This window comes from Stappia sp. WLB 29 (genome assembly GCF_023507705.1).
Taxonomy (GTDB): Bacteria; Pseudomonadota; Alphaproteobacteria; order Rhizobiales; family Stappiaceae; genus Stappia.
Map to the genome: position 1 here is coordinate 1 of NZ_JALBGD010000005.1, position 22,357 is coordinate 22,357.

Below are 22,357 nucleotides of genomic sequence, written 5' to 3' on the forward strand. Positions count from 1 at the left end.
GATCCGGGGCCTATTGGTTCCCAGAGCGGTGACGAGGACACGCCGACGCGCGCCCATGCTCAGCGTGTCGTCCCGGTTTCGGCGCAGCCGAAGACCGGGACCCAGTAACCCGAACGGTTCGAGTCGAGCCGGAGCGCAGCCACCGAAATGTCGGCGGCTGCCTTCCCGCCACCATCTGCCCCGGCGGATACTGGATACCTGCCTTCGCAGGTATGACAGCCGAGAGTGGGGTGAGCGTCCTCCGCCTCACATCTGCCGAGGGTACCAATGGTTCCCGGGTCGCGGCTGCGCCTCGTCCGGGAAGACGCGGGACTTTGCATCCCCTCAGAACAGCGAGCCCTGTCCGCTCTCGCGCGGTTTGGCGGCCGGGCGCGGTTTTGCACGCGGTGCCGGCGCAGGTCGTGCCGGTTCGCGTCCTCCGCCGCTTCCCCCGCTGCCGGCGGGATCGCCGTCGCCGGATGCGGTTGCGGCAAGCCGGCTCTCGTCGCCGAATTCGATAGTGAGCGCATCGCCCGGCCGGACGCCATGGGCCGAGCGCAGCGGCTGCCCGTCCGCGTCGCGCACCAGGGCATAGCCGCGCGACAAGACGTTCTTGTAGGAGAGGCTCTCCAGCAGCTTGGAGACGCCATCGAGCCGCGCCCGGTCGCGGGCAAGCTGCTGGCGATGCGCCCGCAGCGCCCGCGCCTCCAGCCCGCCGAGCCGCTCGCGCGCGATCAGGACCGTGCGCGCCAGCGTGTGCGGCGACAGCCGCCCTGCGGCCATCATCTGCCGGCCGCGCTTGTCGCGAAGGCCAGTGCGCAGCGCCGGGGCCAGCCGTTCCGCATAGGTGTCGAGCCGCTGCCGCGGCAGCGCCAGCAGGTCGCGCGGCGAGGGCAGGGCGGCGGAGGCCGCCCGCAATTCCGTCCGCCGCCCGGCGATCAGCCGCAGCAGGCCGGAGATCTGCCGCCGCGCCAGCCCGTCGACGGTGGCCATCAGCTCGCCGCGCACCGGCACGGCGATCTCGGCCGCGCCCGTCGGCGTCGGGGCCCGCAGGTCGGCGGCATGGTCGATCAGGGTCCAGTCGGTCTCGTGGCCGACGGCGGAGATCAGCGGGATTTCGGACGCGGCCGCCGCGCGCACCACGATCTCCTCGTTGAAGCCCCACAGGTCCTCGATGGAGCCGCCGCCGCGCGCCACGATGATCACGTCCGGGCGCGGGATCGCACCTCCCGGCGCCAGGCGGTTGAAGCCCTCGATGCCGTTCGCCACCTCGCGCGCCGAGGTCTCGCCCTGCACCCGCACAGGCCAAACCAGCACATGCAGCGGAAACCGGTCGGAGATGCGGTGGAGAATGTCGCGGATCACCGCGCCGGTCGGCGAGGTGACGACGCCGATCACGCGCGGCAGGAAGGGAAGGCGCCGCTTGCGCTCCTCGGCGAACAGGCCCTCGGCGGCGAGCTTGCGCCGCCGCTCCTCCAAGAGCGCCATCAGCGCGCCGACGCCGGCCGGCTCCAGCGAATCGATCACCATCTGGTATTTCGACTGGCCCGGAAAGGTGGTGATCTTGCCGGTGGCGATCACCTCCAGCCCCTGTTCGGGCTGGATCTTCAGCCGGCTCGCCTGGCCGCGCCAGATGACGCCGGACAGCACCGACTGCGCGTCCTTGAGGTCCAGATAGATATGCCCGGAACCGGGCCGCGAGATGCGCCCGAGTTCGCCGCGCACGCGCACATAGCCGAAGGCGTCTTCCATCGTGCGCTTGATCGCGCCGGAAATCTCTGACACCGAGTATTCGGAAAGGTTGTCGCTGTCTGCCAAGGCGGGATCCGATTGGTGCTTTGCGTCCCGCGAGGGGACCGCACCTTGGGTCCCCCGTCAAGACCGCGCGCCCGCCGGTCCACGGCTCTCCCCTTCACGCGTCCCGGAAAACCCCGCCATGCCCCGCTACGAATTCCGATTGCCGCGCCTCCATGTCGAAGAAGGCCTTGCCGCCGGCGCGCAGATCGCGCTCGACCGGGCCCAGTCCAATTATCTGCTCAACGTGTTGCGGATGAAGGACGGCGACGAGGTGCTGCTGTTCAACGGCCGCGACGGCGAGTGGCGTGCAGCGCTGCGCCAGGAGGGGCGCAAGCAGGCCTCGCTGGTGGCAGGCAGCATGACCCGCCCGCAAGCCCCGCTCCCCGATCTCCACTATCTCTTTGCCCCGCTCAAGCGCGCGCGTCTCGACTACATGGTGCAGAAGGCGGTGGAGATGGGCGCCGGCGCACTGCGCCCCGTCGTCACGCGCTACACGCAGTCCGGCCGCGTCAACCTGGAGCGTATGCGCGCCAATGCCGTCGAAGCTTGCGAGCAATGCGGCGTCCTCGCCGTTCCTGCCATCGACGAGCCGGTGGCGCTGGAGGCGCTGCTCGCCGGTTGGCAGGCGAGCGAAGGCGCGCGCATCCTCGTCTTCTGCGACGAGGGCGAGGCCAGCCAGAACCCGCTTGCCGCGCTCGATAAGCTGTCGCAGGGCGTGCCGCTGGCCGTCCTCGTCGGACCGGAAGGGGGCTTCTCGGAAGAGGAGCGCGCGCTGCTGCGGGCGCAGCCCTTCGTGGTGCCGATGCCGCTCGGGCCCCGGGTGCTGCGCGCAGACACGGCGGCCGTCGCCGCTCTCGCGGTGGTTCAGGCGCGGCTCGGCGACTGGGTCTGAGGCGGGGACTGCCGCCGTTTTCGCAGCATTCCGCCACTGGACTGGATCACGAAAAATCTCATTTGTTTTGGCAGGGGCGGCTGAGTATGGTGCGCGCCGACCACGCGAAGGGATACCCCATGGCCCGCGATACCATTGATTCCACCCCGGTCGCGGGGGTGGCCGACCTCGCTGCGACGCTTGAGGCCGGCTGCAAGCCGACGGACTCGTTCCGCATCGGCACGGAACACGAGAAGTTCGCCTTCCGCCTCGCCGACAATTCTCCGGTCCCCTACGAGGGGCCGGCCGGCATCGAAACCCTGCTGACGGGCATGGAAGGCCTGCTCGGCTGGGAGCGGATCGAAGACAACGGCCGCGTCATCGGCCTTGCCGATCCGGTCGGCGGCGGCGCGATCTCCATCGAGCCCGGCGGCCAGTTCGAGCTGTCCGGCGCGCCGCTGGAGAACCTGCACCAGACCTGCCGCGAGACCAACGCGCATCTGGCCCAGCTGCGCCAGATCGCCGAGCCGCTCGGCATCGGCTTCCTCGGCCTCGGCATGACGCCGGACTGGCGCCGCGAGGACGTGCCGGTGATGCCGAAGTCGCGCTACGAGATCATGACGCGCTACATGCCCAAGGTCGGCAGCCTCGGCCTCGACATGATGTACCGCACCTCGACCATCCAGGTGAATCTCGACTTCGCCTCGGAGGCCGACATGCGGGCCAAGATGCGCGTCGGCCTGGCGCTGCAGCCGGTCGCCACCGCGATCTTCGCCAACTCGCCCTTCACCGATGGCCAGCCGAACGGCTTCCGCTCGTTCCGCGCCGAGATCTGGAAGGACACGGACAACGACCGCTCCGGCCCGCTGCCCATCGCCTTTAAGGACGGTTTCGGCTTCGAGAGCTATGTCGAATGGGCGCTCGACGTGCCGATGTATTTCGTCAAGCGCGGCGGCACCTATTACGACGTCACCGGCACCAGCTTCCGCGCCTTCATGGACGGCGCGCTGGAAGGCGTCGTGCCGGATGCCCGGCCGACCATCGGCGACTGGAACAACCACCTGTCGACCCTGTTCCCGGACGTGCGGCTGAAGAAGTATCTGGAAATGCGCGGCGCCGACGGCGGTCCGTGGCGGCGCATCTGTGCTCTGCCGGCGCTCTGGGTGGGTCTGCTCTACGACGAGGGCATTCTCGATCAGGCCGGCGAGATGATCCGCGACTGGACGGAAGAAGAGCGCGTCGCCCTTCGCAACGACGTGCCGCGCCTCGGCCTCGAGGCGCCGTTCCGCGGCGGCACGGTGCTGGATCTCGCCCGCGAGATGGTCGGTCTGTCCCGCGAGGGGCTGAAGCGCCGCGCCCGCCTCAACGACGGCGGTCAGGACGAGCGCGTGCATCTTGCCGCCGTCGAGGAGACGGTCGCGAGCGGCATGTCGCCGGCCGACGTCATGCTGCGCCGCTACAACGGCGACTGGCAGGGCGATCTCTCTCGGGTCTACACCGCTTACGCCTATTGAGGATACGCGGCGGCGCAAGTCATTTGACCGCGCCGCCGCGACAGCGGAAGATGCCTTTTCCTGAAAGTGGAAAAGGCATGCGATGACCGAGAGCTTTCCTGCCCTGGGCGCCTTCGATCCGGCTGCGGTCGGCGAGGCGATGCGTCGCCAGTTCGGTTGGGGCGAGAGCGAGGTCGCCCGCGCGGCCGAGGCCTTGATGCCGGCGGCGCTCGCCGGCATGCGCCGCTATGCCGCCTCTCCCTCCGCGCTCGAGGGCCTGCTCGCCCTGATGCCCGGTCCCGGCCGCGCCGCGGCTCTCCCCGACCCGTCCGCCCTGGTGGGCGAGCCGCTCGCCCTCATCTTCGGCCCGTCCGAGGTGCAGCGCTCCATCGCCGAGTATGTCGCGCAGCAGACCGGGCTCGAGCTTCCGGGCGTCGAGACGATGATGCCGGTCGTTGCGACGCTGGCGCTCGGCCAGGCGGCCCGGCGCTTCACCGTCGGTCCGGCGCGCGAATTGCTCGATGCCTTCCTTGCCGGCTATGCCCGCGGCCGGCCGAAGCCTGTGCCCAACCCGATGCGGGTGATGGCGCCCTATACGGAGGCGATGCGCTCGTTCTGGGATGGCTATCTCGGCCTTGTCGGTGCCGCCACCGCGACCGGCGCCTCGGCGCAGGAGCAGGAGGAGCCGCCGGTACCCGAAAAGGCACCCGAAGCCCCATCCGAACCCGAGCCCGAAGCCGAAGCCGTCGACGGACCTGCCGAGGAGACCGCGGCCGATGCCGGATCGGCCCTCGTCGACAGTTGGCTGTCGCTCGGCCGCGACATTCAGGAACGGCAGATCCGCAGCTTCGAGACCCTGTTCGAGCAGGCCTCTTCGGCGAAGAAGGCCGACTGGAACGACTGAGCCGCCGGCGGCCGACGCACAAAAAAAGCCCGCCTCGGGGGGAGGCGGGCAAGGTGAGTCGGCGAGGGGCCGACAGGGCCTCGGCACCGGGCGTAGGGAGAGGGTCTCGAGTGCCGCCCGGCGCGAAGAGGAGGTCAGGCGCCGCGCTTGCGGCGCCCGGAAAGGGTCGAGATGCGCCGCTCGTTCCGCAGGCGCGACAGTTGCATGCTCGGATCGACATAGTCGGTCGCGTAGAGCGAGGCGGCGACGTCGGAGCGCGTCACGCCGATATCGGCGAGCATGTAGTCGTCGAGATCGAGCAGGCCGGAGATCGCCTTGCGGTTCTGCCGGCGGCGCCATGCCGCGGCGGTAAGCGCGAGAAGCGAGGTCGCGGCGGTGCCGAGCGTTGCGAGAAGGGAAACGCGCGCCGGTCCGGCGATCGGGGTATTGCATACCTGCGTCATGGCAAGTCTCTCCTTTCCGGCGCCCCGGGGTGGCGCGCCTGGTATGTGCTGTGGCGGCGCTGCCGCCTCCGTCCGTTTCGTATGACAAGAGAATATGAAGCACAGATCGATTTAACAAACGAATGTTTTCGATGGATATCGATCTCGATCCGTGATGTATTGAGGTCAGGACACAGTCAGCGCGGAACGCGGCCTTTTGGCGCGCTGCGCAAGCCGGAGGCGACAGCCATGGCCCATGCTCTCGATATCGACCAGTTGCGCACCTTCCTTGCCATTGCCGAGCTCGGCAGTTTCACCAAGGCGGCGGACGCGGTGAACAAGACCCAGTCGGCGGTCTCCATGCAGATGAAACGGCTGGAGGACCGGCTGGAGCGGCCGATCTTCGTCAAGGACGGGCGCCAGTCTCGCCTGACCGAAGACGGCCATCGCCTCATCGAGTTCGCCCAGAGGATGATCCGTCTCAACGACGAGACGGTGACGGCCTTTTCCGCTCCTTCCATCGTCGGCCGCGTCCGGCTCGGCCTGCCGGACGACTATGCCGAGCGGTTGCTGCCGCAGGTGCTGGCCGCCTTCGCCCGCCTCAACCCGGCTATCGAGATCGCCGTGCAATGCCAGGGCTCGATCTTCACCGGCGAGATGATCGAGCGCGGCGAGCTCGACCTTGCCATCGTCACTTCCGGCGATTGCGTCAAGGTTCAGGGCGAGGTGATCCGCCGCGAGCCGCTGCACTGGGTGGCGCCGGCCAACCAGTGCCTGCATTGCGAGGACGTGCTGCGTCTGGCGCTCGGCCCCACCACCTGTTCCTGGCGCAGCCAGGCGGTCTCCCTGCTCGACCGCATGAACCGCGCCCATTGCATCGCCTATACCTCCTCCAGCGCCGCGGCGCTGATCGGCGCCGTCCAGGCCGGCCTTGCCATCGCCGTCCTGCCCGAAAGCGCCGTGCGCGCCGGCATGCGCATCCTGGGCGAGAGCGACGGTTTCCCGATGCTGCCGCCCTGCGACATCACCATGGTCCGCGCCGCCGCGGCCACCGACCCGGTGCATGACGCGCTCTGCGCCCATATCCGCGCGGCCATCGGCAATGTCAGTTCCGAGATGTCGATCGCGGCCGAATAGGCGCTCTCAGCTCTTGGCGCGGCCCGAGCGCAGCACCAGGAGGTTGCCGGCCAGCACGCAGACGAGGCCGGCGATGGCGTCCGGCCCCCAGTGGAAGCTCTCCAGCACGGTCGAGACCATCAGGGCGACGACCGGGAACATCACGGTCGAATAGCCGGCCCGGGCCGAGCCGATGCGCGCCAGCAGCGTCAGATAGCAGGCGAAGGCGACGACCGAGGCGATCACCGCCAGGTAGACCATCGCGCCGAGATAGGTCGGCGTCCATTCGATGGCGAAGGACGCCCCGCGCGCGGCCGCGAACAGGCCGAGCAGCACCGTGCCGTAGACCATGCCCCAGGCGGTGGCCGAGACCAGCGGGATGCCGCTCTTCTGGTTGGCGGTCGAGACCATGTTGCCGAGGCAGAAGGACAGCGTGCCGGCAACGCAGAGGCCGAGGCCGAGCAGGGCCGTTGCGTCGAGGCCGCTATCTGCCGCGCCCACGATCTGCGGGCGGAACAGCAGCGCCACGCCCGCGAAGCCGAGCAGCGCGCCCAGCAGCACCCGCCGGCTGATGCGCTGGCCGAAGATCGCAAAGCCCAGGATCATGTTGAACACCGAGGCGAGCGAGAACACGACCGACAAAAGGCCCGAGGGCACGTACTGGCCGCCGTAGTAGAACAGCGTGAAATTCGTCGAGAAGAGGAAGAGGCCGAGCCCGGCGAAGCGCAGATGCGTGCGCAGCGGGAAAGAGAGCTGCGCGCCGCGCGCCATCGCCCAGCCCATCATGATCGCCGAGGCCAGCACGAAGCGCCAGAACACCGAGACTTCCGGCGGCACCACGCCGAGCTGCAGCTTCAGCGCGTACCAGGAAAAGCCCCAGGCAAGCACCGTGAGGCCGTAGAGCCCCATGTCGAGCGGGGAAAGGGCAGGGTCGTCGCGCAGGGCGGCGCCGGGAGCGAGCGTGGTCATGGGATGCTTCTGGCAGGGAAAGGAAGGGCAATCATGCCCCATCCTGCGCCCCGCGACCAATCAGGATTGTTGACCCGATCGATGCATCCTGTTGATGGTTCGCGCGCGCCGCCACAACCTTTATGAGCGCCGCAGGCGCCAGCGGGCGCGCAGGCCTTCCGAAGTCAGGTAGACGAGGCCGAAGAGATACAGCCCCGTCATCGTCAGCATGGTGACGATCAGCACCGGATAGCCGTACCAGGCGACCGCCAGCAGCCACAGCGCCACGATGTTGAAGAAGAAGGCGAAGCGTTCGGCCTGGCCGCCGCGGCGCGCGCTGCGCAGCAGGGAGCCGAACACGGGGATATAGTCCAGAAGGCGGATGAGCCTGCTTGCCATGGGAAACCGTCCTGTTGTCGCAACGCCCGAACGGCCCCCTCGGGCCGCCCCCCTTGAGGGCGCGTTCCGGCAACAGATGCGCCAGCCGCGCGCGGTCGGGAATGCGGCGAGACGTCCCTGCGACAATCAGGGCCCGTCGAGGTCTGCCGCGCTGTCGTGCCAGAGCGGGCGGAAGCCGGCGGCCAGCACCGCAACGCTTGCCGACGGCGTCAGCAGCTCTGCCCGTGTGTCTGCGGCGCGCGCAAGGGCCTCCGGCTCGGCCGGGCGGTAGCCTGTAAAGCTCCAGGTGAGCCACCGTCCCTCGCGCCGCGTCAGGATCGTCTCGCCCAGCCGCACCATCGCCCCGTCGGGCAGCATCTCCAGGTCGCCAAGGGCAAGAACCGGGCGTTCTCCCGTGCGTTCGCCATGCAGCTGCCGGTCCATTTCCGGCGCGCTGGGCGGGGAGCTGAGCCCTTGCGCCCGCTGCCAGGCCGCGCGATAGCGCAGGGCATCCGCCCGCCGGCACTCGAAGCAGGGCCGGTGCCCGGCGGCGAGCGCGGTCGCTTCGTCGAGGAAGAACAGCTCGGTATAGCCCGCGCCCATCACCTTTCGCCTGCGGCCGCGAAACTCCAGCACGCAGCAGATCCAGGCGCGCGAGCGCCAGCGCGCCCGCCCGAGCGTCTGCGTCTGCGGATCGTGCAGCCGCCCGCCGCGATTGCCCATCATCGTGCCGCGCGCGGCGACCGCATGCAGGCCGCCGTCGGCGGACACCCGGTTGGTCAGCGGCATGGCATCCTCAACCGAGCCGCCAGTCTTCCGTCTCCACGCCCTGGTCGCGCAACTGGTTGACCCGGTCGTTGGCGTAGCGCTGGAAGCCTTCGCTCTGGTAGGCGCCGCTGCGCACCCATTCGAAGAAATGGTAGAAATAGAAAGGCGGCAGGTAACCCTGGATGCGGGCGATCTCCGCCTCGCGGCCGGTCTTGCCGGCGACCCCTTCGGCATCGGGCGGGAAGAACAGGATCGTCGGGGTGAAGTTGACCAGCCAGCGCCGGCCGAGCGCGCGCTCCTCCATCGCCTCGCCGTCGAAGTCGGTCGTCTCGCGCGCGCCGAACAGGTCGAGCTGCAGGATCGCGAAATTCTCCTTCATCCAGGGCAGGTAGTCCTCGCGCGCAAGGTTCACCTCGTGGGTCTTGCGGCAGAACGGGCAGCCGCCCTGTTCGAACATCACCACGAAATGCTTGCCCGCCGCCTGCGCCTCGGCCAGGTCCTCGCCAAGGTCGAGGAAGCTCTCGACGAACCAGTCCTGCTTGTAGAGCCCGTCGTCGCCCAGCGTCGCCGCGCTTGCCGCGCCCGGCCGGACGAGCGGCAGGCTCGCCCCCGCGGCACCGGCCGCCAGCGCTGCCAGCGAAAAGTCGCGTCTCGTGATCATGCTGTTTCCTCCCGACACATTCCTTTCTCGGAATGTATCAGCTCGCAGCACGCCTTGCATCCGCAATGCGGGGAGGGGACGAGGAAATCAGGCCTCGCCCACCACCACGATATGCAGCGCCCGCGGCCCGTGCGCGCCGAGCAGCAATGTCTGCTCGATGTCGGCCGAGCGCGAGGGGCCGGTGATCATGTTCACCGTGCGCGGCATCGTGCCCTTGCCGTGGATCCCGCGGATCCGCTCCCACAGGCTCTCGTAGTCGCCGGCGATATCGGCCGCCGACAGCACGACGATATGATGCTCGGGCAGGAAGTTCAGCGTCGTCGGATTGTCCGGGCCCGAGGTCAGCATCAAGGTGCCGGTCTCGGCGATGCCGCCGAAGGCGTGGGAGACGGTGGCGAGATCCGCATTCTCGGCCCGGCCGCGGTCGACTTCCAGGTTCGCCTGCGCTGCCCAGGGCATCGCGGCGAGCCGCGCGTCCTCGCCGAAGCGCACCCGCGCCGGCAGGTTTTTCGACTTCAGATAGTCGGTCACCGCCTGCGGCACCTCGGCCGGGCTCGCCACCCGGGCGATGCTCGCCTGCACCTTTTCCGCCATCTGGCAGAACAGGGCGACCCGCGCCGCCGGGTCCAGCTGGCCGCGCGCCGGGATCAGGCCCTTCGGCGCGCGCTGCAGCCGGTCGGTCACCGCCGCGCGGCGCATCGTGTCGTCGCCCTTGCGCCCCATGGCCGAGCGCATCTTGGCCAGGATCGAGGCTTTTGCGTCGCTCATGCCGAGACCCTTTCGCCGTTTCCGCCCGTTTTCCGCGCGTCCTTTGCCTTCGCCCATTGCGCCTGGAACGTGCCGCCCTCGGGCGCCGGCAGGTCGCGGTGCCGGGTCCAGCCGCCGGCCAGCGGCAGGAAGGAGAAGCGCCCGCGCGCCCGGCCCATCAGGCCGAGCGTCGTCATCGCAACGCGCGTCGCCATCTGGTACAGCGCCGGCCGCTTGGCGAAGAAGGCCCACATCGCCAGCCCGTAGCGGGCGGCCGCCGGGTTGAGGTTGCGCGAGAACTCGCGCTCGCGCCAATGGCGCATCATCTTCGGCAGCGGAATGCGCATCGGGCACACGCTCTCGCAGCGCCCGCAGAAGGTCGAGGCGTTGGGCAGGTGGCCCGACTGGTCGACGCCGATCAGCGAGGGCGTCAGCACCGCGCCCATCGGGCCGGGATAGACCCAGCCATAGGCGTGGCCGCCGACCGCGTGATAGACCGGGCAGTGGTTCATGCAGGCGCCGCAGCGGATGCAGCGCAGCATGTCCTGGAACTCGGTGCCCAGCATCGACGAGCGGCCGTTGTCGAGCAGCACCACGTGGTACTCCTCCGGCCCGTCGGGATCGCCCGCGCGCTTCGGCCCGGTCGAGACGGTCGTGTAGACCGACATGTCCTGGCCCGTCGCCGAGCGCGCCAGCACCCGCAGGATCTGCGACACGTCCTCCAGCGTCGGCACGATCTTCTCGATCGAGGCCACCACCACATGCGTCTTCGGCAGGATCTGCGTCAGGTCGCCGTTGCCCTCGTTGGTGACGATGATCGAGCTGCCGGTCTCCGCCACCAGGAAGTTGGCGCCGGTGATGCCGATATCCGCCTGGAAATACTTGTCGCGCAGCACCGCGCGCGCCTCGCCGAGCAGCGTCGTCGGCTCTTCCAGGTTGCGGTCCGGGTCGAGATGGGTATGCACGCGGCGGAAATCCGCCTCGACCTGGTCCTTGTTCACATGCACCGCCGGGGCGATGATGTGGCTCGGGTGCTCGCCGCGCAGCTGGATGATGTATTCGCCCAGATCCGTTTCCACCGGCGCGACCGAGTGCTCCTCGAGAAAGGCGTTGAGGCCGATCTCCTCGGTGATCATCGACTTGCCCTTGGTCACCGTCCGGGCGCCGCGCTTGCGGCAGATGTCGAGGATGATGGCCCGCGCGTCCTCGGCCGTCTCGGCCCAGTGCACGTGGCCGCCGGCCGCTTCCACCTTCTCGGCATAGGCCTCCAGGTACAGGTCCAGATGGGCCAGCACATGGTCCTTGATGTCGCGCGCATTGTCGCGCAGCCGGTCGAATTCCGGCAGCGCGGCGGCGGCCGTCGCGCGCTTGGTGATGAAGCCCGAGCGCACATGGCCGAGCGCGCGCTGCAGCGGCGCATCGTCCAGCGCGTGGCGCGCGTTGCTCTTGAACTGAGGCGAGGTGATCTGCATGTGAGGCTGGCTCCCGTGCGCTTGCCCGTGACCGGTACCGGTCAGCGCGTCCGCTTTTCGCCGATGGCCGGCTGGTCGATCATGCCCGCCAGCACCTCGGCGACGTGGCGGACCTCGATGGCCGACCCCTCGCGCTTGAGCTTTCCGGCCATGTTCATCAGGCAACCGAGATCGCCGGCAAGCAGCATCCCCGCGCCGCTCTCGCGGATGGTCTTGGTCTTTTCCTCGACGATCTTGTTGGAGATGTCGGGATATTTGACGCAGAACGTGCCGCCGAAGCCGCAGCACACGTCCGGGTCGCGCATTTCCTTCAGCTCCAGCCCCTCGACGGAGGCGAGAAGCTTGCGCGGCTGCCGGGAAATGCCGAGTTCGCGCAGGCCCGAGCAGCTGTCGTGATAGGTGGCGCTGCCGTTGAAGGTCGCATCGACCCCGGCGATGCCCAGCACGTCGGTGAGGAAGCTGACCAGCTCGAACACCTTGGCGGAAAAGGCCGTGGCCCGCTCCTGCGCGGCCGTGTCGCCCTCGAACAGCTCCTCGTAGTGCTTCTTCAGCATGCCGGCGCAGGAGCCCGACGGCGCGACGACGTAATCGTAGCCCTCGAAGGCGCGAATCACCTGCTCCGCGATGGCGCGCGCGTCCGCCCGGTCGCCGGAGTTGAAGGCCGGCTGGCCGCAGCAGGTCTGTGCCGCCGGCACCTCGACGAGGCAGCCCGCATCCTCCATCAGCTTCACCGCGGCGAAGCCGACGCTCGGGCGGAACAGGTCGACGAGGCATGTCACGAAAAGACCGACGCGCGGGGCGGTTTTCGGCGTCTGCGGTGTCTCGTTCGGCTGCGCGCCGGTTTGCGCGGTGGCTGTCATTGCGTCCCTGCTTCTTCTGTCGGGCGGCGGGGAGCCCGCCGTCGCTTGCTGTCGTCCTGCTCGCTCTCCAGGCGTTGCGCCAGCCGCAGCTCGGAGACGATACTCCAGCTGCCCGAGCGTGCCATGGCGTAGGCGACCTGCTCGACAAAGTCGATATGCGAACTGGCCGCATCGCCCGCCCGGCCCGCATCGCCTGCCATTACGGCCTCGTAGATTTCCCGGTGCTGCTCCAGCAGCTTCTCCCGCGATCCGGGATAGCGATAGAGCTGGACGCGGCTGTAGAACACCCCGTCGGCCAGCAGCCGGTAGCACGAGCGCAGCGTGTGCAGCAGCACGATGTTGTGCGCGCTCTCGCCGATCGCCTGGTGGAATTCCACGTCGAGTTCGGCTTCCCGCCCGAAGTCCTCGCCGTTATGGGCGGCCTCCATGGCGCGGAAGATCCGGGTGATGATCTCGCGGTCCGCATCGGTTGCCCGCTGCGCCGCCAGCCGGGCGGTGGTCCGCTCGATCTCGCGGCGATACTCCAGGTAGTCGGCAATCGCCGGCGGGTGGCGCCGGACCAACTCGACGATGGCCTCGGAGAACACGGTTCCGATGACGTCGGCGATGAAGGTGCCGCCGCCGTGACGGGTTACCAGCAGGCCCCGTTCCTCGAGAGTCTTGATGGCATCGCGCAGGATGGGGCGCGAGACGTCAACTTTCTTTGCCAGATCACGTTCGGCCGGCAGCCGGTCGCCGGGGCGCAGAACCCCCTGCAGGATCAGTTCCTCCACCTGATCGACAACGGAATCTGCCGTCCGGTTGTGATGGATCTTCTGGAATACCATCGTCCCGATCTTGTTTATTGCAACGCAGCGGAAACTCATCGCAACGCAATAAGTTTCTTCGCGTTGAAGTAGGTTGGGGCAATTTATTCCGTATTGCGTTGAGTGGTCAATATTGTTATCCAATTAGCGTGGGTTGGTTTTCTCCGGTTGGGAGGCCGGTTTCCGACCCGCGGGAGATGGGCGTGGATGTTGCCCGGCCAGGTTGTGCGGCGACAATCTGCCGGCAAAGGCAGGCATCCGTGTCCGTCCTGTTGCGCGATGGGGAGCGCTCGACGTCGGGGCATTGCCGGGCATTGCGTCCGCTGTGTTGTCGTCGGTGTCCGGTCCCTGGAGCGCACAATGTTCCTAGGGAGGACCTGAACGTGAAATCTTTCATTTCTGCAGTTGCCGTAACAGCGTCTCTTGCGATCGGTGCGACATCGCCGGCCGTCGCGCTGGACAAGCTGGACTGGGATCTTCAGTCGACCTATCCGGGCTCGCTGACGCAGCTCGGCACGCTCGGAAAGCTCGTGTCCGAGCGCCTTGCCGCGGTTTCCGGCGGTGAGATCAACCTCAAGTTCCAGGAGCCGGGTGCCATCGTTCCGGCGCTGGAGGCCTTCGACGCCGTGGCGTCGGGCGCCGTGCAGGCGGCCTGGTCGACCCCGGGCTACTGGACCGGCAAGGACAGCTCGCTCGCGCTCTTCGCGGCCGTGCCGTTCGGCCCGAGCGCTCCGGAATATGTCGCGTGGCTGAAGTTCGGCGGCGGCCAGGAGCTGCTCGACGAGATCTACGGCGCCTACGGCATCAAGTCGCTGATCTGTGCGGTCATCGCGCCCGAGGCTGCCGGCTGGTTCCGCAAGGAGATCAACACCGTCGACGATCTCAAGGGCCTGAAGATGCGCTTCTTCGGCCTCGGCGCCAAGGTCATGCAGAAGCTCGGCGTGTCGACGCAGCTGCTCGCCGGCGGCGACATCTTCCCGGCGCTCGAACTCGGCACCATCGACGGCACCGAGTTCTCCATGCCGGCGATTGACCTGAAGCTCGGCTTCTACCAGGTGGCGAAGTACTACTACTTCCCGGGCTGGCATCAGCAGTCGACCATGTTCGACCTGATGATGAACAAGGCCGAGTGGGACGCACTGGACGACCAGACCAAGGCCATCTTCGAGACCGTCTGCGAAGCCAACATGATCTACGGCATTGCCGAGGGCGAGGCCATCCAGGCTTCGGCGCTCGCCGAACTGGAGAAGCAGGGCGTCAACCTCAAGACGTTCGATCCGGCGATCCTGGAGTCTCTCGAGGCAGCCTGGAACGAGGTCGTCGAGGAAGAGAAGGCCGCGAACCCGAACTTCGTGAAGGCTTGGGAGTCGCTCTCCAAGTTCCGCGAGGAATACACGATCTGGTCCGACATCGGTTACCTCAAGAAGAAGTAACCCGGATCGCCTGACAGGGCGGGTCCGCACCGTCTGAACCGGTGGTGCGGACCCGTCGTTTGCGCGAGTGGCCGACAAGGTCGCCGCGCCCGACGGCGAGCCGGACGCCGACCGCGCAGCCGTACGGTCCACCGATTACCCGGTCGGGGAGAGAGTTCCCATGTCAACGCTGATCAGCCTTGCCGGCATCGCGGCTTCACTCGTCGCGGCGTTTGAGCTTGGCATTCCTGCCTATATGGTAGAGCTAGGCATTCCTGCCTATACCTCTACCTCTATCCTGTGCGCTGCGGGCTTCGTGCTCGGCATCCTCGGCGGTTTTCTCGGGGGGCGCGTGTCGCTCGCCGTCGCCGCCATGGTTCTGGCCGCCTTCGTCTTTGCGGTCACCGACAGCGGAATGACGGCCGTCCTCACCTCGCTGGACGTCAATCCGCTCGGCTTCTTCCGCAAATACGACGGCCTTTCGGGCCTCATCGGATCGCTGGCGATCCTGACGATCACCCTGCTCATCTTTCGTACCCGCGCGCCGCGGGCCTACGAGACCATGCTCGACACGTCCGACGACTTCGACCGCGTGGTCGTGGGCGCCGGCAAGCTGGCCTCCTGGCTCTTCGTGCCCTTGATGCTGATCATCTTCTACGATGTCAGCCAGCGTAAGTGGCTCGACTTCGACACGTCGATCATGGACACGTCGTTCTATGTCGACAGCACCAAGCTGCAGGAAATGGAGTGGCATCTGCATGCGACGCTGTTCCTGCTCTGCCTCGGCTTCGCCTACCGGGCCGACGGGCATGTGCGCATCGAACTGATCCGCGACCGGCTGTCCCAGCGCGCCCGGGTGTGGATGGAACTGGCGGGCATCCTCCTGTTCCTGCTCACCTACTGCTACCTCATCGTCGAGTTCGGCTGGATGTATGCCAGCAAGTCCTACGAGATCGGCGAGGTCTCGGCCGCCCAGACGGGCCTGAGCCATCGCTGGATCATCAAGGGCATGCTGCCTCTCGGCTTCGCATTGCTGTTCACCGCCGGCGTCTCCGCTGCGCTGCGTTGCGTCGTCTATCTCTTCGGCCCGTCCTACCTGAACGAGCGCTCCGGCGATTATGCCGGCACGCATCACGCGGACCTGCCGAAGGATGTGGTCACCAACGGGCCGATTACGGACTGATCGGAGAGCTCGAAACATGACTTTCGTGGAACTTTTGCCGATCTACATGTTCGTGGCGCTCGCGCTGCTGCTGTTCACCGGCTTTCCCGTCGCCTTCATCCTCGGCGGTGTCGGCCTCGGCTTCGCATTCCTGGCCCAGGAACTGGGCGCCTTCAACGTCGCCCGCCTCGTTATCCTGCCCAGCCGCATCTTCGGCAGCACCATGGAAAACCCGGTGCTGGTGGCCATTCCCATGTTCACCTTCATGGGCACGATGCTGGAAAAATCCGGCGTCGCGAAGGACCTGCTGCAATGCCTGCAGGTGCTGACGCGGCGGGTGCCGGGCGGCCTTGCCCTGTCGGTGACGCTGATGGGCACGATCATGGCCGCGACGACGGGCATCATCGGCGCCTCGGTGGTGATGATCACCCTGCTGGCGCTGCCCGTGATGCTGGAGCGCAACTACAACATCCCGCTGGCGACCGGTACCATCGCCGCCTCCGGCACGCTCGGCATCCTGATCCCGCCGTCGATCATGCTGGTGATCATGTCGGACCTGATGTCGATCCCGGTCGGCACCGTGTTCGTCGCGGCCATCGTTCCGGGCCTGCTGCTGTCGGCGCTCTACACGATCTACATCATCGTGCTGTGCCGCATCCGACCGCAGCTCGCCCCGCCGCTGCCCGACGACATCGGCCCGTCCACCCGGGGCGAATTCTGGACGATGATCCTGAGGAGCTTCATCCCGCCGGTCTTCCTGATCGTCGTGGTGCTCGGCTCGATCTTCGCCGGTCTCGCCACTCCGACGGAGGCCGCCGGCGTCGGCGCCCTCGGCTCCACGCTGCTCGCCTTCCTCAACCGCCAGCTCACCTTCCAGGTGATGAAGGATGTCTGCTACCGCTCGGCGCTCACCGGCGCCATGCTGTTCGGCATCTTCCTCGGCGCCACCTGCTTCTCGCTGGTGTTCCGCTGGCTCGGCGGCGATGCGCTGATCGACGAGTTCATCGCCTGGGCAGGCGTCGGCCCCTGGGGGATCCTCTTCGTGCTGATGGGGATGGTGTTCTTCCTCGGCTTCTTCTTCGACTGGGTCGAGATCACCCTGATCGTGCTGCCGGTCTTCGGACCGATCGTCGCCGGCCTCGACTTCGGCGACCATCTGGCCGGGTTCGAGGGCGTCGGCGAGGTGGCGCTGATCTGGTTCACGATCCTCGTGTCGACGAACCTGCAGACATCGTTCCTGACCCCACCCTTCGGCTTCGCGCTCTTCTACATGAAGGGCGTGGCGCCTCCGGGCGTGACGATCCAGCACATCTACAGGGGCATCATTCCCTTCGTGATGCTGCAGCTCATGGGTCTTGCGCTGTGCATGCTCTTCCCGGGCATCGTCCTGTGGCTACCTAACGCATTGCTCGGCAACTGACGTCTGTGGCCTAATGCTGCCCCGCCCGCGCGTTTACCCGCGCGGGCGGGGCATTTCTTTGCGCGGACGGGATTTCGGCAAGCGGGGGGCTGGGCATGGCGGACAGCGACAGCAACGGGCAGCCGCCTGTGGGCGAGCCGCATCTTCCCGGCTTTGCGCCCCATCCCGCCCGCGATCTCGTCCTCGGCGAGCTGCACGCCCGCCCGTTCCGGCCGCTCGTCGGGCCGCGCGTCTTCCTGCGCTACGGCTTCACCGTCGACGATGCGGGCGTGGAGGCGGACCGCGACTGGTTCGCCGGCTATTGCCGCTCCCTCGGCCTGCAGGGGCCGGGCGAGGCCGAACGGCATCATCTGGTGGAGATCGGCGAGGGGGTGCTGCGCCGCGAGCGGCACGGCGAGTTCCTCACCTATACATGGGACGGGCCGCTCGATGCCGCCGCTCCGGCCGAGGCGGCGCCCGCCGGCCATCCCTTCGGCGCCCGCTTCCGCGCGCCCGGCCCGATGATGGTCGCCGTGCGCTGCGACGTGGTGCCGGCGGACGGGGAGGCCTTTTCCCGGCGCTTCGCCCTGTTCGACCGCACCAGCCTGTGCGTCTCGCAGACCGGCGGCGGCGCCTCGCTCATCGCCACCGACTTCCGCCAGGACCGCGACGGCCTCACCCGCATCCTCGTCGGCGACCGCTCGCTGTCGCCCGTGCAGGCCGGCGCCCAGTGCCAGCGGCTGCTGGAGCTGGAGACCTACCGCCTCTTCGCCATGCTCGGCCTTGCCGAGGCGCAGCGCCAGATGCCGCGCGTCTCGGCCATCGAGGATGCGCTGCTGGCGCTGGCCGAGCGCATGCGCACCAGCGACGGGCTGGAGGCCAACCGCGCCCTGCTCGGCGAGCTGATGCGCCTTGCCGCCGACCTGGAGGCGAGCGCGGCCGAGAGCGCCTATCGCTTCGGCGCCAGCCGGGCCTATTACGGCATCGTCCGCCAGCGGCTGGAAACCTTCGGCGAGGACCAGCAGGACGGCTATTTCACCTTCACCCAGTTCCTGTCGCGACGGCTGGCACCCGCCATGCGCACCTGCGAGACGCTCGAGGAGCGCCAGGTCAAGCTGTCGGAAAAGCTCGCCCGTGCCGCCACCTTGCTGCGCACCCGCGTCGACGTCGAGCTGCAGGAGCACAACCGCTCGCAGCTCGCCGCCATGAACCGCCGCGCCCGGCTGCAGCTGCGCCTGCAACAGACGGTCGAGGGCCTCTCGGTCGCCGCCGTCAGCTACTACGTGGTCGGGCTGATCGCCTATCTCGCCAAGGGCGCCAAGACCGGGCCGCTGGCAGCCATGCTGCCCTCGCCCGAGCTGATGACCGGCCTTGCCGTGCCGGTGGTGCTCGCCGCCGTCTTCCTCACCGTCCGCCGCATCCGCCGCCACCACAGCGAGGAAGACCACGGCGAGGGGTGAGGAGGAGGGGGCGCCACCTCCACGGCCGTCATCCCGGCCGCGCGCAAGCGCAGAGCCGGGAACCATTGGCACCCTCGGCAAGCATGAGGCGGCAGCGCATCACCACCTCCACCGCTGTCATACCTGCGAAGGCAGGTATCCAGTATCCGCTGGGGCGGATGGTGGCGCGAAGGCAGCCGCCACCGGCGTTCCGGAGCGCTACCACAAGCGCCCTCGGCTCGCCGGTCCCGGCTCGCGCTTCACTTGCCCGGGAGGACGCCAGAGAGTCAGGCGCCCTCTCCCGCGCTCCAAAAACAAAAAAGAGAGCCGCTCGGGGGAACGGCTCCCTTCAAACTCTCATGTCGCTGATGCGCGCGTCATGCGCTCCCGCCCGCGGCGGGGCGGGTCACTTCTTGCTGCCGTCGGCGGCGAACTGCGCCAGATAGGCGATCACGTTGGCGCGCTCGTCTTCCTTCTTCAGGCCGGCAAACGCCATCTTGCCCTTCGGGATGACCTTCTTCGGCGCTTCGAGATAGGCCGACAGCGTCTCGGCATCCCAGGTCTTGCCCGCTTCCTTGCCTTCCAGCAGCGCCGGCGAATACTTGTAGTCCTCGATATGGCCCCAGGCCGCGTCGACGACGCCGTTCAGCTGCGGGCCGACCTTGTTCTTGGCGCCCTCGCCGACGGCATGGCAGGCCATGCACTTGCGGAACACCTTCTCACCTGCAGCGGCATCGCCCTCGGCCTGGGCGCTCGCGGAGAATGCGAGCACGGCGGCGCCGGCCAGCAACACAAGACGTTTCATAGACTTTCTCCCAAGACTTCTCTTCGAACGGTCGGACGCTGGTCCGTCTTTCGCCTGGCTTGCAGACGGCGGGAACACTAGCACGATACCGCCGCGCGTCATCCTGCCCCTGCCGAGGCAACATGTCGCATTTTTTCGAAACGAGAGTCCCTTTCGGCCAATTCGAAGTCAATTCTGCTTCTCGATTGGGGCAGCGGGCGCCGCCGCGTGTGATGGTCCGTCTCAGCCGTCGGCCAGCGCCTCTGCCACGCTTTTCTCGGGCTGGGCCAGCCACTGGTCCAGCCCGTCGTCCCAATAGGGGGAGGGGCCGTAGAGCTTCGCCATGAAGTCGATGAACACCCGCACCTTGGCCGGCAGGAAGCGGCGGCTGGGGTAGACCGCATGCAGGCCGACATTCTTGGAGGCGCGATAGTGCGGCAGCACGATGCGCAGCTTGCCCTCGCGCAGCTCCGGGCCGATGTCCCAGGTCGAGCGCAGCGCGATGCCGAGCCCGGCCAGCAGCGCCTCGCGCACCACCTCGCTGGAATTGGTGCGGATCGGCCCGCCCGTGCGCACGATCTCGATGCCCTGCGGCCCGGCCAGTCGCCAGGTCTCCTGCTGGGTGGTTGAGATGCAGGCATGCCGGTTCTGCAGCTGCTCGATGGTCTGCGGCGCGCCGCAGCGCTCCAGATAGGACGGGGCGGCGCACAGCACCCGGTGCACCGGCGCCAGCCGCCGGGCGACGAGGCTGGAATCCTCCAGCTCGGCGATGCGGATGGCGAGGTCGTAGCCTTCGCCGACGATGTCGATGAACTCGTCGGACAGGTCCAGATTGAACGACAGGTCCGGATTGTCGGCGAGGAACGCACCAAGATGCGGGGCGATATGCATGCGGCCGAAAGCGGTCGGCGCGCTGACCTTCAGCGTGCCGCGCGCCAGCGCCGAGCGGCGGGTGACGAAGGTCTCCGCCTCCTCGATCGAGGCGAGGATCGCCACCACCCGCTTGTAGTAGCCCTGTCCCGCCTCCGTCAGCGCCAGCTGGCGGGTCGTGCGTTGCAGCAGCCTTGTGCCCAGCCGGTCTTCCAGCCGGCGCAGCCGTTTCGACACCACGGCGGGAGACAGGCCCATTTCGCGCCCGGCGGCGGACATGCTGCCGGCAGCCACCACCCTGGCGAAGATTTCCATGTCGGGAAAATCGGTCATTTTCAACGCACCGGACTTGGTTCTTGTAAATCTTCAACGCTTTATAACGGACAAGCCGTCTGGCATGTTTCGCGGGGTGCCGTTGCCGTCCGGCATCGCAAAACTGTCTCAACCTTGATATTACGCGGGATGACGCCCGCCGGATCTAAAAAGCGGCGCGATTGTGTCGAGGGAGGAAACGACATGAGCGGCATTGCCATGCCACGGCCGGACGAGGCCGTCCTGTCGCGTCGCGAGGAGATCGTGCGTGCCCTGAAGGAGATGGTGCCGGGCGAGGGCGTCATCGACACCGACATCGGCATGCGGGTCTACGAGACCGACGGCTTCAACGCCTATCGCCAGATGCCGATGGTCGTGGTCCTGCCGGAAACCGTCGAGCAGGTCTCGGCCGTGCTGCGCTATTGCCACGAGAACGGCGTCAAGGTCGTCCCGCGCGGCGCCGGCACCTCGCTGTCGGGCGGCGCCCTGCCGCTCGGCGACGGCGTGCTCATGTCGATGATGAAGTTCAACAAGGTGCTGGACATCGATGCCGCCAACCGCGCCGTCGTCGCCCAGCCCGGCGTCACCAATCTCGGCATCACCCGCGCGGTCGAGCATCTCGGCTTCTACTACGCGCCCGATCCCTCCTCGCAGATCGCCTGCTCCATCGGCGGCAACATCGCGGAAAATTCCGGCGGCGTGCACTCGCTGAAATACGGGCTGACCACCAACAACGTGCTCGGCCTGGAAATGGTGCTGATCACCGGCGAGGTGATCCGCCTCGGCGGTAAGCATCTCGATTCGGAAGGCTACGACCTGCTTGCGCTGATGACCGGGTCGGAAGGCCTGCTCGGCGTCGTCACCGAGGTCACCGTGCGCATCCTGCAGAAGCCGGAGACGGCGCGAGCCGCGCTCGTCGGCTTCCCCTCCAGCGAGGCCGGCGGCCAGTGCGTCGCCGAGATCATCGGCGCCGGCATCATTCCCGGCGGCATGGAGATGATGGACGAGCTTGCCATCAACTTCGCCGAGGACTTCGTCAATGTCGGCTACCCGCGCGAGGCCGGCGCGCTGCTGATCGTCGAGCTCGACGGGCCCGAGGCCGAGGTCGACCATCTGCTTTCCGAGGTCGAGGCCATCGCCCGGCGCAACGGCGCCAGTTCCTTGCGCGTCTCCACCTCGGAGGAGGAGCGTCTCGCCTTCTGGGCCGGGCGCAAGTCGGCCTTTCCGGCGGTGGGGCGCATCTCGCCCGACTATCTGTGCATGGACGGCACCATTCCCCGCCGCGCCCTGCCGCAGGTCCTCGCCCGCATGCGCGAGCTCTCCGAAAAGCACGGGCTGCGCTGCGCCAACGTCTTCCATGCCGGCGACGGCAACCTGCATCCGCTCATCCTCTACGATGCCAACAAGCCGGGCGAGCTGGAGCGGGCGGAGGATTTCGGCGCCGACATCCTGCGGCTGTGCGTCGAGGTCGGCGGCGTCTTGACCGGGGAGCACGGCGTCGGCATCGAGAAGCGCGACCTGATGCCGGTGATGTTCTCCGAGGACGACCTCAAGCAGCAGCAGCGGGTCAAGTGCGCCTTCGACCCCAAGCAGCTGCTCAATCCGGGCAAGGTGTTCCCGGAGTTGCACCGCTGCGCGGAGCTCGGACGCATGCATGTCAGCAAGGGGCAGCTGCCCTTCCCGGACATTCCGCGCTTCTGACAGTTCGCGCTTCCGAAGAAGCGCCAATCTCGAACCCGCAAGCCAGGACGAGAAGA

21 protein-coding genes are annotated in these 22,357 nt (G+C 67.8%); 9 read left to right on the forward strand and 12 right to left on the reverse strand.

Annotated features, from left to right (window positions below; genetic code table 11):
- Positions 1–324: 324 nt before the first annotated feature.
- Positions 325–1,797, reverse strand: a complete 1,473-nt coding sequence (gene xseA, locus MNI96_RS11090; RefSeq protein ID WP_249693049.1) for an exodeoxyribonuclease VII large subunit — start codon at positions 1,795–1,797, stop codon at positions 325–327.
- A gap of 118 nt (positions 1,798–1,915) precedes the next feature.
- On the opposite strand from xseA, the gene MNI96_RS11095 reads away from it, so the two are divergent.
- The 3 genes from MNI96_RS11095 to MNI96_RS11105 all read left to right on the forward strand — a co-directional run bounded on the left by MNI96_RS11095 (position 1,916) and on the right by MNI96_RS11105 (position 5,044).
- A complete protein-coding gene (locus MNI96_RS11095) occupies positions 1,916–2,668 on the forward strand; it encodes a 16S rRNA (uracil(1498)-N(3))-methyltransferase (protein WP_249693051.1) in 753 nt (250 codons plus the stop codon).
- A gap of 119 nt (positions 2,669–2,787) precedes the next feature.
- The gene (locus tag MNI96_RS11100; RefSeq protein ID WP_249693053.1) at positions 2,788–4,161 is read left to right on the forward strand and encodes a glutamate--cysteine ligase; all 1,374 of its coding nucleotides are present in this window, start codon (positions 2,788–2,790) and stop codon (positions 4,159–4,161) included.
- A gap of 82 nt (positions 4,162–4,243) precedes the next feature.
- Positions 4,244–5,044, forward strand: coding sequence for a DUF937 domain-containing protein (locus tag MNI96_RS11105; protein WP_249693055.1), 801 nt, complete (start codon positions 4,244–4,246; stop codon positions 5,042–5,044).
- 134 nt (positions 5,045–5,178) lie between these two features.
- Here the strand turns inward: MNI96_RS11105 and MNI96_RS11110 are convergent, their stop codons facing one another.
- Positions 5,179–5,487, reverse strand: coding sequence for a DUF1127 domain-containing protein (locus tag MNI96_RS11110; protein ID WP_249693057.1), 309 nt, complete (start codon positions 5,485–5,487; stop codon positions 5,179–5,181).
- 228 nt (positions 5,488–5,715) lie between these two features.
- On the opposite strand from MNI96_RS11110, the gene MNI96_RS11115 reads away from it, so the two are divergent.
- On the forward strand, positions 5,716–6,603 hold the full coding sequence (locus MNI96_RS11115; RefSeq protein WP_249693059.1) for a LysR substrate-binding domain-containing protein: 888 nt from the start codon (positions 5,716–5,718) through the stop codon (positions 6,601–6,603).
- Positions 6,604–6,609: 6 nt separating this feature from the next.
- Here the strand turns inward: MNI96_RS11115 and MNI96_RS11120 are convergent, their stop codons facing one another.
- From MNI96_RS11120 to MNI96_RS11155, 8 genes are all read right to left on the reverse strand, one after another.
- Positions 6,610–7,551, reverse strand: coding sequence for a DMT family transporter (locus tag MNI96_RS11120; protein ID WP_249693061.1), 942 nt, complete (start codon positions 7,549–7,551; stop codon positions 6,610–6,612).
- Positions 7,552–7,671: 120 nt separating this feature from the next.
- On the reverse strand, positions 7,672–7,929 hold the full coding sequence (locus MNI96_RS11125; protein ID WP_249693064.1) for a hypothetical protein: 258 nt from the start codon (positions 7,927–7,929) through the stop codon (positions 7,672–7,674).
- A gap of 126 nt (positions 7,930–8,055) precedes the next feature.
- Positions 8,056–8,697: a hypothetical protein gene (locus tag MNI96_RS11130; protein ID WP_249693066.1), complete on the reverse strand. Its 642-nt coding sequence runs from the start codon at positions 8,695–8,697 to the stop codon at positions 8,056–8,058.
- A gap of 7 nt (positions 8,698–8,704) precedes the next feature.
- Complete coding sequence (locus MNI96_RS11135) at positions 8,705–9,337, reverse strand: thioredoxin family protein (protein WP_249693068.1); 633 nt, start codon at positions 9,335–9,337, stop codon at positions 8,705–8,707.
- An 87-nt stretch (positions 9,338–9,424) separates the two neighbouring features.
- Entirely contained in the window at positions 9,425–10,105 is a 681-nt protein-coding gene (locus tag MNI96_RS11140; RefSeq protein ID WP_249693070.1) for a LutC/YkgG family protein, read from the reverse strand.
- Positions 10,102–11,556 carry a LutB/LldF family L-lactate oxidation iron-sulfur protein gene (locus MNI96_RS11145; RefSeq protein WP_249693072.1) on the reverse strand — a complete coding sequence of 485 codons (1,455 nt, stop codon included), beginning with the start codon at positions 11,554–11,556 and terminating at the stop codon, positions 10,102–10,104. The genes MNI96_RS11140 and MNI96_RS11145 overlap by 4 nt, the downstream gene beginning before the upstream one ends.
- A gap of 41 nt (positions 11,557–11,597) precedes the next feature.
- The gene (locus MNI96_RS11150; protein ID WP_249693074.1) at positions 11,598–12,416 is read right to left on the reverse strand and encodes a (Fe-S)-binding protein; all 819 of its coding nucleotides are present in this window, start codon (positions 12,414–12,416) and stop codon (positions 11,598–11,600) included.
- Positions 12,413–13,243 (reverse strand): FadR/GntR family transcriptional regulator, encoded by an 831-nt coding sequence (locus MNI96_RS11155; RefSeq protein WP_283776450.1) that lies wholly within the window; start codon positions 13,241–13,243, stop codon positions 12,413–12,415. The genes MNI96_RS11150 and MNI96_RS11155 overlap by 4 nt, the downstream gene beginning before the upstream one ends.
- A gap of 362 nt (positions 13,244–13,605) precedes the next feature.
- On the opposite strand from MNI96_RS11155, the gene MNI96_RS11160 reads away from it, so the two are divergent.
- The 4 genes from MNI96_RS11160 to MNI96_RS11175 all read left to right on the forward strand — a co-directional run bounded on the left by MNI96_RS11160 (position 13,606) and on the right by MNI96_RS11175 (position 18,655).
- On the forward strand, positions 13,606–14,655 hold the full coding sequence (locus tag MNI96_RS11160; RefSeq protein ID WP_249693076.1) for a TRAP transporter substrate-binding protein: 1,050 nt from the start codon (positions 13,606–13,608) through the stop codon (positions 14,653–14,655).
- Positions 14,656–14,815: 160 nt separating this feature from the next.
- The gene (locus MNI96_RS11165; RefSeq protein WP_249693078.1) at positions 14,816–15,817 is read left to right on the forward strand and encodes a TRAP transporter small permease subunit; all 1,002 of its coding nucleotides are present in this window, start codon (positions 14,816–14,818) and stop codon (positions 15,815–15,817) included.
- A gap of 16 nt (positions 15,818–15,833) precedes the next feature.
- Positions 15,834–17,216: a TRAP transporter large permease gene (locus MNI96_RS11170; protein WP_249693080.1), complete on the forward strand. Its 1,383-nt coding sequence runs from the start codon at positions 15,834–15,836 to the stop codon at positions 17,214–17,216.
- Positions 17,217–17,311: 95 nt separating this feature from the next.
- On the forward strand, positions 17,312–18,655 hold the full coding sequence (locus tag MNI96_RS11175; protein ID WP_249693083.1) for a DUF3422 family protein: 1,344 nt from the start codon (positions 17,312–17,314) through the stop codon (positions 18,653–18,655).
- Between the two features lie 385 nt (positions 18,656–19,040).
- On the opposite strand, the gene MNI96_RS11180 is transcribed toward MNI96_RS11175, so the two are convergent.
- Together MNI96_RS11180 and MNI96_RS11185 are read right to left on the reverse strand one after the other, a co-directional pair.
- Entirely contained in the window at positions 19,041–19,439 is a 399-nt protein-coding gene (locus MNI96_RS11180; RefSeq protein ID WP_249693085.1) for a c-type cytochrome, read from the reverse strand.
- Positions 19,440–19,661: 222 nt separating this feature from the next.
- Positions 19,662–20,621, reverse strand: coding sequence for a LysR family transcriptional regulator (locus MNI96_RS11185; RefSeq protein ID WP_249693087.1), 960 nt, complete (start codon positions 20,619–20,621; stop codon positions 19,662–19,664).
- 183 nt (positions 20,622–20,804) lie between these two features.
- Between MNI96_RS11185 and MNI96_RS11190 the strand changes: the two genes are divergently transcribed.
- Positions 20,805–22,301 carry an FAD-linked oxidase C-terminal domain-containing protein gene (locus MNI96_RS11190; RefSeq protein WP_249693097.1) on the forward strand — a complete coding sequence of 499 codons (1,497 nt, stop codon included), beginning with the start codon at positions 20,805–20,807 and terminating at the stop codon, positions 22,299–22,301.
- Positions 22,302–22,357: the final 56 nt, after the last annotated feature.